This window comes from Thermoflavifilum thermophilum (assembly GCF_900116565.1).
Taxonomy (GTDB): Bacteria; Bacteroidota; Bacteroidia; order Chitinophagales; family Chitinophagaceae; genus Thermoflavifilum; species Thermoflavifilum thermophilum.
The window spans coordinates 2,439,267-2,454,188 of record NZ_FPCJ01000001.1; the positions used below are offsets into that span (position 1 = coordinate 2,439,267).

General features: G+C 44.2%; 12 protein-coding genes and 1 tRNA gene. 8 read left to right on the forward strand and 5 right to left on the reverse strand.

What is annotated here, in order from left to right:
- The first annotated feature begins 17 nt into the window (after positions 1-17).
- From BM367_RS10295 to BM367_RS10310, 4 genes are all read left to right on the forward strand, one after another.
- On the forward strand, positions 18-1,466 hold the full coding sequence (locus BM367_RS10295) for an APC family permease (RefSeq protein WP_092460260.1): 1,449 nt from the start codon (positions 18-20) through the stop codon (positions 1,464-1,466).
- Positions 1,467-1,473: 7 nt separating this feature from the next.
- The gene (locus BM367_RS10300; RefSeq protein WP_092460262.1) at positions 1,474-2,478 is read left to right on the forward strand and encodes a bifunctional heptose 7-phosphate kinase/heptose 1-phosphate adenyltransferase; all 1,005 of its coding nucleotides are present in this window, start codon (positions 1,474-1,476) and stop codon (positions 2,476-2,478) included.
- A 45-nt stretch (positions 2,479-2,523) separates the two neighbouring features.
- Positions 2,524-2,594 (forward strand) — tRNA-Gln (locus BM367_RS10305).
- 119 nt (positions 2,595-2,713) lie between these two features.
- Positions 2,714-3,367, forward strand: coding sequence for a protein-L-isoaspartate(D-aspartate) O-methyltransferase (locus BM367_RS10310; protein WP_092460263.1), 654 nt, complete (start codon positions 2,714-2,716; stop codon positions 3,365-3,367).
- On the opposite strand, the gene BM367_RS10315 is transcribed toward BM367_RS10310, so the two are convergent.
- The gene (locus BM367_RS10315; protein WP_092460265.1) at positions 3,368-4,291 is read right to left on the reverse strand and encodes a DUF3667 domain-containing protein; all 924 of its coding nucleotides are present in this window, start codon (positions 4,289-4,291) and stop codon (positions 3,368-3,370) included.
- A gap of 291 nt (positions 4,292-4,582) precedes the next feature.
- Between BM367_RS10315 and BM367_RS10320 the strand changes: the two genes are divergently transcribed.
- Positions 4,583-4,879, forward strand: coding sequence for a hypothetical protein (locus tag BM367_RS10320; RefSeq protein ID WP_143104008.1), 297 nt, complete (start codon positions 4,583-4,585; stop codon positions 4,877-4,879).
- Here the strand turns inward: BM367_RS10320 and BM367_RS10325 are convergent, their stop codons facing one another.
- The gene (locus tag BM367_RS10325; RefSeq protein WP_092460269.1) at positions 4,880-5,791 is read right to left on the reverse strand and encodes a hypothetical protein; all 912 of its coding nucleotides are present in this window, start codon (positions 5,789-5,791) and stop codon (positions 4,880-4,882) included.
- 321 nt (positions 5,792-6,112) lie between these two features.
- Positions 6,113-7,360, reverse strand: a complete 1,248-nt coding sequence (locus tag BM367_RS10335) for a CinA family nicotinamide mononucleotide deamidase-related protein (RefSeq protein ID WP_092460272.1) — start codon at positions 7,358-7,360, stop codon at positions 6,113-6,115.
- Between the two features lie 222 nt (positions 7,361-7,582).
- On the opposite strand from BM367_RS10335, the gene dacB reads away from it, so the two are divergent.
- The gene (gene dacB, locus BM367_RS10340) at positions 7,583-9,052 is read left to right on the forward strand and encodes a D-alanyl-D-alanine carboxypeptidase/D-alanyl-D-alanine endopeptidase (protein ID WP_177224196.1); all 1,470 of its coding nucleotides are present in this window, start codon (positions 7,583-7,585) and stop codon (positions 9,050-9,052) included.
- Here dacB and BM367_RS10345 read toward each other — a convergent pair.
- Positions 9,031-9,450: an acyl-CoA thioesterase gene (locus BM367_RS10345; protein WP_092460276.1), complete on the reverse strand. Its 420-nt coding sequence runs from the start codon at positions 9,448-9,450 to the stop codon at positions 9,031-9,033. The two genes, dacB and BM367_RS10345, sit on opposite strands and share 22 nt — an antisense overlap.
- A 20-nt stretch (positions 9,451-9,470) precedes the next feature.
- Complete coding sequence (locus BM367_RS10350) at positions 9,471-9,878, reverse strand: DoxX family protein (RefSeq protein WP_177224197.1); 408 nt, start codon at positions 9,876-9,878, stop codon at positions 9,471-9,473.
- A 220-nt stretch (positions 9,879-10,098) separates the two neighbouring features.
- On the opposite strand from BM367_RS10350, the gene BM367_RS10355 reads away from it, so the two are divergent.
- Complete coding sequence (locus BM367_RS10355; RefSeq protein ID WP_177224198.1) at positions 10,099-13,206, forward strand: tetratricopeptide repeat protein; 3,108 nt, start codon at positions 10,099-10,101, stop codon at positions 13,204-13,206.
- A 19-nt stretch (positions 13,207-13,225) separates the two neighbouring features.
- On the forward strand, positions 13,226-14,920 hold the full coding sequence (locus BM367_RS10360; protein ID WP_222842622.1) for a TonB-dependent receptor: 1,695 nt from the start codon (positions 13,226-13,228) through the stop codon (positions 14,918-14,920).
- Positions 14,921-14,922: the final 2 nt, after the last annotated feature.

The window sequence follows — 14,922 nt, forward strand, 5'->3', positions numbered from 1 at the left end:
CTTTTAGCCCACAAACAATGGAAAAGCATTCTTCATCAGGTGCACAGTTTCAACGTTCACTCCGGTTGATAGATGGCGTGATGCTGGTATCTGGAGTCATGATTGGCTCCGGTATTTTCATTGTAAGTGCTGAGATTGCACGTACAGTAGGAGGCGTGGGCTATTTGTTGCTGGTATGGGTACTTTCTGGTGTGATGACGATTATTGGTGCCCTCAGCTATGGCGAATTATCGGGCATGTTTCCACATGCAGGTGGTCAATATGTGTATTTGCGTGAAGCCCTGCATCCGCTGATTGGATTCTTATACGGATGGGCGTTTTTTCTGGTTATTGAAACGGGAACCATTGCCGCGGTGGCTGTGGCTTTTGCCAAATACACCGCTTATTTATTACCGCAGGTGGGAGAAGATTATATCATCTGGCAAATCGGTGGTTTTGCTGTGAATCGCGCGCAGTTGCTGGCTATTGCCATGATATTGTTTTTAACCTATGTAAATACCCGTGGCATTCGCACCGGCAAATGGATTCAGTTGATCTTTACCCTGGCTAAGATTCTGGCCTTGTTGTTATTGGTAATACTGGGCCTCTGGATAGGCTTTCAAGCCCAGGTGTGGCAGGCCAACTGGCAACAGGCATGGCATGCTTTTCAGGTTGTATTCCAGAACGGTCAAACCATACAGCAGCCATCATCGGGTATTTTGCTAATCGGATTAACGGGCGTAGCAATGGTAGGTGCTCTTTTCTCCAGCGATGCATGGAACAGTGTGACCTTCATTGCTGCTGAAATCAAAAAACCCGAGAAAAACATTGGCAGAAGCATGTTTCTGGGTACCTTGTTGGTGACGATTGTTTATTTATTATGCAATGTCATGTATGTGGGTGTTTTATCCATGCACGAGATAGCAACAGCACCTGCTGATCGGGTGGCTTCTGCTGCTGCAGTACATTTTCTGGGTACATGGGGAGCCGGGATGATAGCTGCCATGATTATGATTTCTACATTTGGTTGTAACAATGGCTTGGTATTGAGTGGTGCGCGGGTGTACTATACGATGGCAAATGACAGATTGTTTTTTTCGCCTGCCGGGAAACTCAATGAAAAAGGCGTACCAGCTACTGCCCTATGGCTACAGGGCATCTGGGCCAGCTTGCTTTGCATATCGGGTAAATACAGTGACTTGCTGAATTATGTGATTTTTGTGGTATTGATTTTTTATGTTCTTACCATCGTGGGCATCATTCGCCTTCGGAAAACCCGGCCAGACCTGCATCGGCCTTATCGGGCTGTTGGTTATCCGTATTTACCCGTGTTATACATTGCTATGGCCATCTGTATATGCATTTCCCTGCTTTGGCTCAGGCCTGATTATACCTGGCCGGGGCTTATCATTGTGTTGATTGGCATTCCCATGTATTACGCATTTATTCGCCGGCAAAAATCTTCATCTGTTTCTTCTCAAAGCTGATTTGATTATGTCGTTCGATAAGTTGTTCCGGAAGTTTCAGCAATCCAAAGTACTGGTAATTGGCGATGTGATGCTGGATGTATATTGGTGGGGTGGGGTAGAACGGATTTCGCCGGAAGCTCCCGTGCCTATTGTATCGTTGCAGCGCAAGGAAGTGCGACCGGGTGGAGCAGCCAATGTTGCGATCAATGCAGCTGCATTGGGAGCGGAAGTGTACATGCTTGGCATAGTAGGGAAAGACCCTGAAGGACAGCAGTTGCTGGAATGCCTGCAGCAACAGGGATTGCAAACCTGGAGTGTGATGCAATCCACAGAACGATGCACCACGAGTAAAACCCGCATCATCAGCAGGAGCCAGCACATGCTGCGGCTCGATCGTGAACAGATTCAGGAATTGTCTGCACCGGAAAAACAATATCTTCTGGAAAAAGCCGATCATATTCTGCAGCACTTCCATCCGGATGTGGTGATTTTTGAAGATTATGATAAAGGCGTGCTTGCACCAGATATCATCCGGGAAATTGTGGACAGATGCAGGCAATTGCAGATTCCTACCTGCGTAGATCCCAAGAAAAAAAATTTCTGGGCCTATGAAAGGGTAACCTTGTTCAAGCCTAATTTGAAAGAAGTAAGAGAAGGGCTGCATCTCGATGAATGTCCAGTTGATCTGCAACACCTGCAGCAAATTCATACCGAGCTGCAAAGCCGGTTGCAGCATGAGTATTCGTTGATAACGCTTTCAGAAAAAGGTGTGTTTTGTAGCAATGGACAGCAACACTGGCTCATACCCTCTCACCTGCGCAATATTGCCGATGTAAGTGGTGCCGGAGATACGGTTATAGCCACAGCTGCTTTGGTATGGGCTGCCACACGCAATGCCCGCCTCATGGCCGAAATAGCCAACATCGCCGGCGGATTGGTATGCGAGCAGGTGGGTGTAGTACCTGTGGATCCCCGTCGTTTGCAAACCGAATGTGAGCTTCTGCTTGGAGATATTTCATTTTCGATATGAAAATACGGATACTGTAAAAAATCCCTTATTTTTGCGCTGGTTCTTTGCCCGATAGTATAACGGTAGTACAGCAGATTTTGGTTCTGCTTGTCCAGGTTCGAATCCTGGTCGGGCAACTTCTACGAGCTCCTTCTCTTTTGTTTCTCCCTGCTGCAGATGTGGATTTTATGCTGCAATAATTTTGTTGTCACTTGGTAAGGAATAAAAAATCTAATTGAATTGCTATTTTTACCGCATGAGAAATTATGAAGACAGCTATCGGCATAAGGGATTGAGGAAGAAGCTGGTCGATAGCTTGCGCCGCAAGGGTATTACAGACGAATCTGTGTTGGAAGCCATGCAGGCCGTGCCGCGGCACTTTTTTATGGATACGGCGCTGGAATCATTTGCCTATGAAGACCGGGCATTTCCCATCGGTGAAGGACAAACCATTTCGCAACCCTATACAGTAGCTTATCAGACACAGCTGCTGCAGGTGAAACCACACGATAAAATTCTGGAAATTGGCACTGGCAGCGGTTATCAGGCATGTATCCTTGCCGAAATGGGTGCACACGTATATACCATTGAACGCCAGCGTAAACTATTTGAACGATTGAAAACTTTTCCTTTTCTTTCCCGCTATCCTACGATTCATTTCTTTTATGGTGATGGATACGAAGGCTTGCCCACTTTTGCACCTTTTGATAAAATCATTGTAACGGCTGCAGCACCTTATATTCCTGAAAAGCTGATGGATCAGCTGAAAATTGGCGGCATGATGGTAATTCCCATTGGTGGAAGAGAAGGCCAGCGCATGTATCGGATTACGAAAGTAGATGATCAGAAGTTTGAACAGGAAATGTTTGATAATTTTTCCTTTGTACCTATGGTAAGCGGGAAAAAATAATTACCCGATAGCCAGGGCCCATGCCAATAAACCAGCCATCACCATAGAGATGACTATGGTATATAGAAAACCAATAGAGATTGATTTTAAAATGGTTTTGAACCAGCTATTCTGATAAACTCTTCGTAAAGCCAGGATGAGATAAATCCACAATAATAAACTCATAAGCATAAACAAATCCGTATTCAGCAAACTTTCCAGCAGTAATGCTACAACGGCTAACAGAAAATAAAAGATATGAAAATGCAGGGAGAAAATGATGTGATCTGAGAAATAATATTTCTTTTTGCTAAAATGCAATTCCAGTAACAACGCAAATAATGGCAACAGAAAAAACATTACCTGTGGAATATGATGTAAAATCTTTTCCCGCAATACATCTGCAGCATGGTTGCCGTATTGCATCTGTAAGGCCAGCAAGCGGTGGGTCATTAACTGAATGATACGCGGATCTCTGTTTTTGGAAGGCAGGCTTTCCTGTATGGAATCATATTGTCGGATAGTAGCATAGGGCAACAGCATTTTAGCCTGATTGGCCGGTTGCGAATTTTTATTCATCTCAACAGTAAATTGCGGATTTTTATTCATCTCAATAATGATATGGGAATGGCGCAAGGGAATCACAGAAGCCAGAAAAAAATAAACCAAAGAAATAAACAAGTACATCCGGATCGGATGCAGGTAAGCTTTACGGCGACCCCTGATATATTCCAGTGTCAGATATCCCGGTTTAAACAGCAGATATCGAATTGTAGAAAAAAACTGGGTATCAAAATGCAGTAGGTCTGCAATGAAATGACCCGCTAATTCGCTGAACCGCTCTCTGGGTTCAACATTTTCCTGCCCGCAATGTGGGCAATAACGTTCTTCTACTCTATGCCCACAGTTCAGGCAGATTTTCTCTTTTCGTAAAGGATGTTGCATTCTGGAATAAACAAAAATGATATTCGAAGATAATAAAATTCATTTTTGATATATGTTATTTTTTAATGAACTCTTCTCAAAATATTTTTTCATAGCAAAAAATAAATCAGTCTAATTAAATAAATATTATCTTGCATACATGATGCACAACCATATCCTATGAAAGTATGGAATACAAATCATGCGATAAAACATCTCTTGCAGAATTTGTGTTACTCTTTCTGCATATTACCCCTTCTGGCTTTCTCTCATGAGCAGGCATGTTATCTTCCGGCTGTTTAAAATTATGAAATGATGTCTACTCATGATTTCAAGGAAAAATTGATGCAATGGCGGAGCAAAGCGCAGCAAGCGAAACATCCTTTTGAGCTGAAACAACAATTAATGCATTTCTTCTCGGTAGCTGATGATAAATTTATTATCGCAAAGATTGATAAAAAGTTATTGGATGATTTATGTGCCGTATATTACAGCATACAATCCATTGAAGCATTTCCGGATTCTCATGTAAGGGAATATCTTTTCAGAATATGCATAGATCGTACGCTCATCATTTTTGAAGAAATGGTTCAGCATTGTGATAACTAATCATTCATTCCAGGCGGTATTGTTTTCGGATGATTTACTCACCGAAGAAGAAAGGTATTGAATAAACACGGGTCTGCCAAACAATACCTGGATAGAATCTTTTGCATGGGCCGTATCGGCTGGCAATGTAGTAAAGGGAGAGGCCAGTGCATAGTGCCGGTTATCCCATTTGAAAATCACAATTTGATCTCCCCAGGATGTAAGTTGCTCATAACGTTTATGTGCACGTGTGCTGTCGGAAATTTCAAATATAACCAGGTAGCTGACTTTTTGATCGGAAGGATCTGCAGATTGCCGGGCGTCTGATTCTGCATTATTATCAAGAGTTACAGGCGAAAGCGATGATTCTATCAAGCGCGAGGCTGGTTCCGGATCACTCATTTGCAGACGTGCATGGCTGTTTGCCAGGATAATAATACCACTGATCAGCAACACAAAAATACCTGCCAGCCAGAGCCGATGATAATTAAATGCATAGGTGTTGCCCCATTTCACGGGTGGGGCATCGTGTTTCATTTGTATCTGTAGTGAAATATCTGCTATCTGCGTGCGGTTGGTATGTTTCTTTTTATCTAACTGAATATCTTCCTGTTTGAAATGAATAGTGCCATCAAGCGTTTTCCAGAGTGTTCCGATACCCTGAATGGTAAAAGGTTGGTGAATGTTAAGCATCTCCTTGATTTCATAGCAAAAACATTGTACATCGGCAATAGCTACCACGCGCATTTTGCCGGTACGCTCCACTATAAAATCAACGAGACCATCAAAATTGCCCTTGCTCAGCGACTGGAAATGTATAACAGGTGTCCCTTGCGGGTCTTCTGCATCCTGAAGTATAAATAGCCCCACTGAAGGTAGGTAAGCCTGTTTGTGCAGAAACAGGTACTGCGTGATCAGATGATCGATTTTCATGGTTAAAACAGGTATTTGGTTCGTTTAAAAGGATATGGTTATTCAGCAATCCGGCATTTCACAGGAACTGATGAGGGGAAAAACGATGAACGGTTTCACATGCAATCGACCCAACCCACACAAATCTAAAACAATGGCAGAAAACTTACATATAAAGTTATTGTTATTTTTTTCAGATTTCCAAACATTTTTGAAAAAAATTTTTCCTGAAAATGGCAACTTGTTGCAGACATATCCCGGAGATGTTTAAAAAAGTTGAATTTGATGAGCTTGTATATCTGAAAGTGCCATAGATGAAAAAAATAGGCAGATGAAGAGGAGTCAACTGGTTTGCCGGATCAGTTCATCGAGCAGATGGAGGGCATGGGTAGCGGAAAGGATCAGGTTGCGCTGGCGGTCGCCGCGGAGCTGGTGTCTGCGGGTAAGAGTTTGACTCTGATGGGATGCGGCAATCCACACCGTGCCTACAGGGGCCTCAGGTGTTCCGCCATCCGGTCCCAGCCATCCGGTGATTGCCAGGGCATAGTCGGTATGCAATTTTTCTCTGATGCTTTCAGCCATGGCACGTGCTACGGGTTCGCTTACCACACCGGGTTGTTGGATCCATTCAGCCGGTACGTTTAGCCATTGGATCTTGACTTCCGGGTTGTAGCACACCAGGCTGCCGGTGAAATAGGCGGAGCTGCCGGGATGAGATGTAAACAGGTGTGCCAGATAGCCACCGGTACAGCTTTCGGCTAACGCCAGTGTGGCTTTCTTTGCCAACAACTTTTGGGCAATCAGCAGTTCATACGGAAGATTTTCTGTACCTACCACAATATCTGATAACAGCGTAATAAGCTGCTGATGATAATCTTCCAGCAACTGTAATGCAAGGCCATCCACAGTGCTGAGGCGTAATTTCAGCAATCCGTTACCGGGCAAGTAAGCCAGGCGGATGTTTTTGGGCAAGCTGGCTTCAAAGCCCACGAGTCGCTCGGCTACCTGCGATTCACCTTGTCCATACATCAATACATACCGGTGTTGGATAGCCTGCAGCGCAGGCCATTTTTGTTTCAATCGAGGCAAAACCTCTTCTTCCATCAATCCCTTCATTTCATGCGGCACACCGGGCAATGCAATCCATGTGTGCTGCATGTTTTCAAACCATAAGCCTGGGGCCGTACCTCTGGGGTTGGGCAATACCGTGCATCCTTCGGGCACGAGTGCTTGTGCCCGGTTGCGCTCCAGCAGGGGAGTTCCCCGCTGCTGCAGCCATGATGTGATATGTTGCAGGGTGGGTTCGTGTAAAACCAGGCGGGTGTGAAAGAAATCACACAATACGGTTTTGGTCATATCATCGGATGTAGGGCCCAGCCCGCCGGTCATGATCAGGAGATCAGTTCGGGCCGATTCTTCCTGCAGGGCCTGCAGAATAGCCTGCCGATCATCGCCTACACTGATCCGTCGTAAAACTTTAAAGCCTGTTTCATGCAGCTTTGTCGCTATCCAGGCCGAGTTGGTATCGAGCGTTTCGCCTAAAAGCAGTTCATCGCCAATGGTCAGAATGATGGCTTGCGGAAAGGACATAGGTTTGAAGGATTGCCGTTCAAATGTAAGGTATTTCAAGCTACAGGCAATTTCCTGTTCTTGCGAAGTTCATAGCCTTTTAGCCTTGAGTCATGTTGGCAGGTTCATTTCATACAACAGCATACCCAGGTACTATGGAGATAAAGATTTCAAGTTCAGAGAGGTAAATGGTGAAAATAATTTCTCATTTTTGATATGCATGCACATCAAAAACAGCCAATTATGATGCGAAACCGTAAATATTTTGTTATCTGTTGTGCGATTTATTTGTTTTTTGAGTTGGCACTGATACCGACCTATGGCCAATCTCAAGCATTTTTGCAGACCTGGAATCGTTTCAGGCATATACCTGAGCTTCGTCATGCCAGCATCAGCATGGTGGTGATGGACGCATCCAGCGGGAAAATTGTATTTCAATATCAGCCTGAAATCGGTCTGGCACCTGCTTCCTGCAATAAGGTTTTTACAGCTGCAACAGCTCTGGACCGATTGGGGCCAGCTTTCCGTTATCAGACTTTATTGGCTTACAGTGGCAGGATTCGCTCTCATGTGCTGGAAGGCAACTTGTACTTGTTGGGATCGGGTGATCCCACCCTGGGCAGCTGGCGATATCCATCTACCACATCGGATAGCATCTGGAAACGATGGATACATGCGCTTCGCCAGGCAGGAATTGAACGCATTCAGGGCGATATCGTAGGCGTAGATCATGTTTTCCCTACCCAAGCCATACCGGGTGGCTGGGTTTGGGAAGATATAGGCAATTACTACGGTGCCGGATGTGCCGGCCTGAACTGGCATGAGAATCAATTCGACATTGCCTTGCAACCGGGAAAATCTGTGGGCGATGCAGCCAGGCTGGCAGGCGTGAGAAACCTTCCGGATGCCGCATCCGGAGGGCAACCCATGCAGATTGTCAATGAATTGCTCACCGGCAAAGCCGGCAGTGGCGATCAGGCATATGTATTTTTCGATCTCACCCGGCCGGTGATTTTCCTTCGTGGCACAGTGCCGCTTGATGCAGCGGCTGATTTTTCTATTTCAGCCTCCGTGCCTGATCCAGTGTTGTATGCAGCACAACAATTTCAGGATACTTTGTTGCAGGCTGGCATTGTAGTGAATGGACAATCGCTGGCAGCGCATCTGCACGATTCCATTCCTCCAATTGATCTCCTGACGGTATTGGATACAGTGTATTCGCCACCACTCAATAAAATCGTTTATTGGTTTTTGCATCGCAGTATCAATTTGTATGGGGAAGCGCTTCTTCTTACTCTATCGGCGTTGGAGCAGAAGCCAGCATCCAGAGAAACAGGATTAAATATGATTCATCAGTTTTGCAATCAGTTAGGCATTGACGAAACTGCAGTCAATACAGTGGATGGAAGTGGATTATCGCCCATCAACCGCGTAACAGCGCATGCGTTGGCAACCTTGTTGTATCAGGCACAACACAAACCCTGGTTTGCTGATTTTTTTGAAGCATTGCCTGTGATTCACGACATCCGGATGAAGGACGGTTATATTGCCGGTGTAAGAAGTTATGCCGGATATATAAGTGACATAACAGGCAAAAGCTGGGTGTTTGCTTTCATGGTTAATAATTTTACGGGTTCATCCATACAGGTAAGAGATGCGATGTGGAAAGTATTGGATGCAATAAAGAAAGGTCATGCATTTTCAGCGAAATAAGGACGGAGCTTTTCCTGCAGGATATCGGGCATGCTGGTTTTTTTGCGGGTATGGGCATCCACAAACACCAGGGTGGTTACACCTTTATTGAGCAGCTCTTGTTGTTCATTGTATAATTCGCTGTGAAAACGGATTACCGAACGTGATGGCCATTCTTTGATAAGGGTTTTAACTGTGATTAAATCATCATACAACGCAGGTTTCAGATATTGAATATGCAATTCTACCACAGGCATTAAAATACCCTGTGCTTCTAACTCACGATAGCTCAAGCCCAGCTGGCGGATGGCTTCCACCCGGCCTACTTCATAGTACCACGCATAGTAGCCGTAGTACATATAACCCATTTGATCGGTTTCACCATACCTGACGCGAATTTGAGTAGTATGCACATACATAATCGGTAAACAATCAAGGGTTATCTGGAAATCATGCCATCAATGGAAATCCTTCCCGGGCCACAGCAGAGCAACACAAATGAACTGATCAGATAGTGCCAGGCCAGCTCCTGTTTGGCAAAAGGATCATGATGATGGATGAACAATAGAATTATCATCATCTGTATGAAAATCACTGCGGCCACCGGTCGACTCAGCAAGCCGATTACCAGCAGAAATGCACAGATAATTTCTGCAATCAACACGACAATCAAAGAAGCCGTAGATCCTATGTGCAAAGGATCAGCAAAATGTCCGGCCATTTCCTGAAAATGCATAAGCTTAGGCAGACCATGGGTGAGCAACATCATTCCGGTGCCTACGCGCAATACCAGTAAACTCAAATTTACCAAACCATGGCTCCAGCGAACGGAAAACAGATTTTTCATAGTTCTGTATATGAAAAATTTAATGTAAAAAACAAAGACGGCCGTCAAAATAAAAGAATCTTTCTGAATTTTTGCACTTCCGTTTTTCTGCATAAAATTTGTTATCATCCTGGCTTAGCCGGGAGAATCATTATATTTGCTTATGAACAGCCAGCAATATTCAGATATATCTATTCGTTATCTATTTCATTGGCCCGCTCTTATGAAATGGCATCCTTTTATGTGGCGAATATTCTGTTTTTCCCGGGTGCTGCAGCTGATCCTGTGCGCTGGTATGCTGTGGGGTATTGCTGTGCATAAAGCATCGGCTCAGGCAACAGCTATTGATGCAGATCCTGCTGCTCAGTTTAAAAGAGCTGTTGTTGCCTATCAACACGGAGATTATGCGATAGCACAACAACAGTTTGAAGATATCATTCACCAGATTGAATATTTTCAGCAAACCAACCGTGCGCTGGATGCAGAGGATGCCCGTTATTATGATGCCGTATGTGCCTTGCAGCTGCTTCAGCCTGATGCCGAAAAACGGGTGCTCGATTTCATCCAGCACACTACCAGTATTCCCCGCAGACAACTTGCCAGCTTTTATCTGGCGCAATATTATTATCAGCAACATCGCTACGGGGAAGCCATTCCATATTATGTTGCTGCAGGTATTGATCAGTTGTCCAATGATCAGATTGCTGAAGCCAAATTCCGGCTGGGTTATTGTTATTTTTATCAGAAAGATTTTACCCATGCTGCGCCCTTGTTTGCAGATGTGAAAGGCATGGAAGGTCGTTATCAGATTCCTGCCAATTATTATGATGGATTTATTGCTTTTGAAAGAAAACAGTATGATCAGGCATTGCAATCATTTTTAAAAGTAGCTAACCAGCCACCATACGATCGTGTAGTACCTTACTACATTGCAGAGATTTATTATTTCCGGGGTGAAAAGCAACGAGCTATTGATTATGCCCTTCCTGTACTACAACGGGGCAATAATTATTACCAGTTGCAGCTTCAGCAATTAGTCGGGCAAGCTTACTTTGAACTGGGTGCCTATCAACAGGCACTGCCTTATTTGCAACAATACGCTCGCAAGGCCGATAGCCTGCGGCGGGAGGATGTGTATGAACTTTCTTTTTGTTATTATCAGACACAGCAATATCCTGAAGCTATTCTCGGATTTAAACAATTAAGTACAGTTACGGATTCTCTTGGACAAAACGCCATGTATTTGTTAGGCGATTGTTATTTGAAAACCGGACAGAAAGCCGATGCACGCAATGCTTTTGCCATCTGTGCACGCAGCAGTTATAATCCCAGGCAACAGGAAATAGCTCGGTTTATTTACGGTAAGTTATCGTATGAGCTGGGTTATGAGGATGCTGCGCTGGCTACACTCAGGCAGTTTTTGCAGGACTATCCTGCATCAGACTATGCCAATGAAGCCAGGGAATTGCTGGTTCCTTTGCTCATGAATACCAACGATTACAAGGGAGCACTGGAGTTGTATGCTTCCTTGCCTAACCCATCACCAGCGTTATTGCGTGCTTATCAGAAACTTACATTTGGGCGGGCCATGCAGCTCATCAACGATGGCGATCTTTCTGCAGCCGATAGCCTGCTGACAATTTCACTGGTGCATCCTTATGATGCTTCTTATCAGGCACTGGCCTATTTCTGGAAAGGTGAAATTGCCTACAGGCGTGGACAAACAGATGATGCCATTCATGATATTCAGCAATATTTAAACAGTGCCGTATCGGGCATTTTCCCTTCATTAGGTGAGGCCAATGTACAAACAGCTCATTACAATCTGGGATATTGCTATCTGCAAAAACAGGATTATGCAGATGCATTGAAAGAATTTCAGCAGGCACAGCGGCCTTATGGTACATCGGGAAGAAGAATAGCACAGGATGCGTTGTTGCGTGTGGCCGATTGTTACTATATGTTGAAACAATATGATCAGGCTGAGGCTGTATATGATCAGATTATTAACCAGCGTTTACCTGGAACGGATTATGCATTGTATCAAAAAAGCATTCTGGCAGGTATCAAAGGAAACTATGCTGCCAAAATGCAGTTACTCAATCAGCTTACCGCTCAGTATCCCCATTCACGTTTTCAGAACGATGCCAATTATGAAAAAGGATTAACCTACATGACGGAAGAGAAATATGCACAGGCAATTCCTTATTTTGAAAAAATACTTGCCACGCCCCATGATCCGGATGCACCTAAGGCTTTGTTGAAAATAGGTCTGGCCTATTTTAATATGGGCAATTCACAACGGGCACTCGATTATTATCAGCAGCTGGTGCAACAATATCCACACAGCAACGAAGCACAGGATGCACTGACAAGCATACGAACCATCTATGTCAACAATGGAAATCCGCAAGGCTATCTCGATTTTGTAAAGCAAACTGGCATGGCTGTAAGCTCATCCACGGCCGATTCGGTAACCTATGCAGCTGCTGAAACACAGTTCGGAAATGAAAATATCGCGGCTGCTTTGCAGGGTTTTAATCAATATCTTTTGGAATTTCCCAATGGTCAGTTTGTGGTCCCCGCTCATTTTTACCGTGCGGAATGTTATTACATGCAAAAAGATTATTTGCATGCACTTCCTGATTACCAGTATGTATTGCAACAGGGATACAGCCGTTTTGCTGAACGCAGTGCTGCACAAGCTGCGGCTATCAGCCTGAATGAACTGAAAAACTTTGCACAGGCCAGAACCTATTTTGAAATGCTTAATCAACTTGCCACCACAAAAGAGAATGAATTAACAGCAGCCAGAGGTTTGCTGGAATGTGATTATCAATTGCAGCAATGGGATAGTGTGCAGCTCGAAGCCCGGTATTTGCTGACCCGTCAGGACATCAGCACCAACGATCAGATTACCGGAAATTATTACCTGGCTATGGCATTCCGCCAACAACAGCAATGTGATAGTGCTATATCCTATTTTCGCAAGGTCATACAAATGACTAAATCGGTATTAGGTGCAGCATCCCGATATTATGTGGCTGATTGCCTGTTGCAGCAGCAGCAACTCAAGGATGCTGAACGAGCTGCATTTGAAGTCATCCGATCTACACCATCGTACGATTACTGGATAGCCAAAGCCTATGTATTGCTGGGCGATATATTTGCAGCCGAAAAAGATTATTTCAATGCAAAAGCTACTTTGCAAAGCGTGGTGGATAACTGCCAGATAGCTGAAATACGCGATTCTGCCAGACAAAAGCTGCAGCGCGTCATTGCAGAAGAACAGGCATCTTCGAAAATCATGCGCAACCCTTCAGCCAATGATACTTTACAACATCCCTGAATGAACCTATATGAATGATATGCCGATGATTTTTAAGTCAATGAATGTGTATCATCACTTTCGGACAACCTGCATGCAGATCATGTTGTTTGCAGGGTTTTTTATCTTATTCATGGCTTTGCAGGCCTCTGCGCAGGATACTACCTTGCAACCGCAAACCATCAGTATTTTTAGTTCTTATCAGCCTGTATTGAAACAAGCCGATAAGCTCAGCCTCACAACCTCGCTGCCTGAAGCAGATACCACGCATCCACGATTGATATACAATATTCCCGCATTGAATCTACATTTTACCTATCAGCCAATTCCTCTTTCACCGCTGGCCATGATGAACGATACAGCTGCACCTCTCTATCGCTATTTTGTGGAGGCTTCGGCAGGCAGTTATCTCACCACCATACTCCGCGCCGGCATTGGAAGCGGAAGAATTGATAGCACTGCTGCACAAACTCCATTTACCTATGCTGTATGGATGAATCATCTTTCCTCCAAAGGTTCATTGGCTTACCAGCAATTTGGTTATGATAAGGTGGAAGCAAGTGGCCGCTATTTCTCACCTAATATTGCTTATGATGGCAATATTCAGTTTCAACGCGATGGGCTGTATTACTACGGCTACAATCATGATAGCCTGCATTATCAAAAAAATGATCTGCGTCAGGTATTCACACGCTTTGGTGTGCAACTGGGTATGAGCAATATCCGGGAAAATGCGGTGGGTATTAATTTTCATCCCATATTGAATCTCACGAGTTTTTCAGATCATTATCAGCATCGGGAATCCAGTTTTGATATTGAAGCGCCAATTGAAAAAAAGATTGCCGATGGCATTAGCATCAGTGTTTCCTATGTCGGAAAATTTGCCACCTATTCAGATCAGCAAGCATCCGCTTCTGTATCCAACACCATCAGTGCCATTCATCCTGCACTGCATATCGTGAAGGAAGGATTTATCTTGCATGCAGGCTTAAATCCTTCGTGGACAAACAATCAGTTTTTTCTTTTGCCTGATATCGTAAATGAAACGCAGCTTATCAAGGAAAAACTGATTCTGAGCAGTGGATGGATATCTTATTTTATACAAAACAGTTTTCAGCATTTGTCAACAGAGAATCCATATTTCGTAGGTTATCCGATGCAGCCATACAACACGCGTGTGGAAGAAAAATATACCGGCATCAAAGGTTCGCTGGCCGGGCATTTTACCTATAACACCAAGTTTTCTTATGTCACTTATCATGATCGTCCTTTGTATTTGAATGACAGCCTGGATGGAAAAACTTTTTATGTCGTTCGTGAAAGCAAGCTTGAAGCTTATCAGTTGCACCTGGAGCTGAATTACATGTCGGAAGAAAATGTGCAGGCTGGTTTTCGGCTGAACTGGTTCAATTATTTTCATCAACAAACCGAACAAAAACCCTGGGGACTGGTACCTTTTCAGGCTGATGTATATGCTCGCATCACAGCCTGGAATAAGCTTCATTTGTATGGCGATGTTTTTGCCTGGAGCGGAAGTTTTTACCGGGCAAAAGATCTTTCCGCACATAAAACCTCCGGTGTTTTAGATGCGAACCTCGGTGCATCATATGAGATAAATACTAATTTTGAAGCCGGATTGGATGTACACAATCTGTTTAATTCGGTGTATGAGCGCTGGCATCAATATCCTTCATTAGGCATGCAGATTCTGGGTTCAGTAAGAATTAAATTTTAATC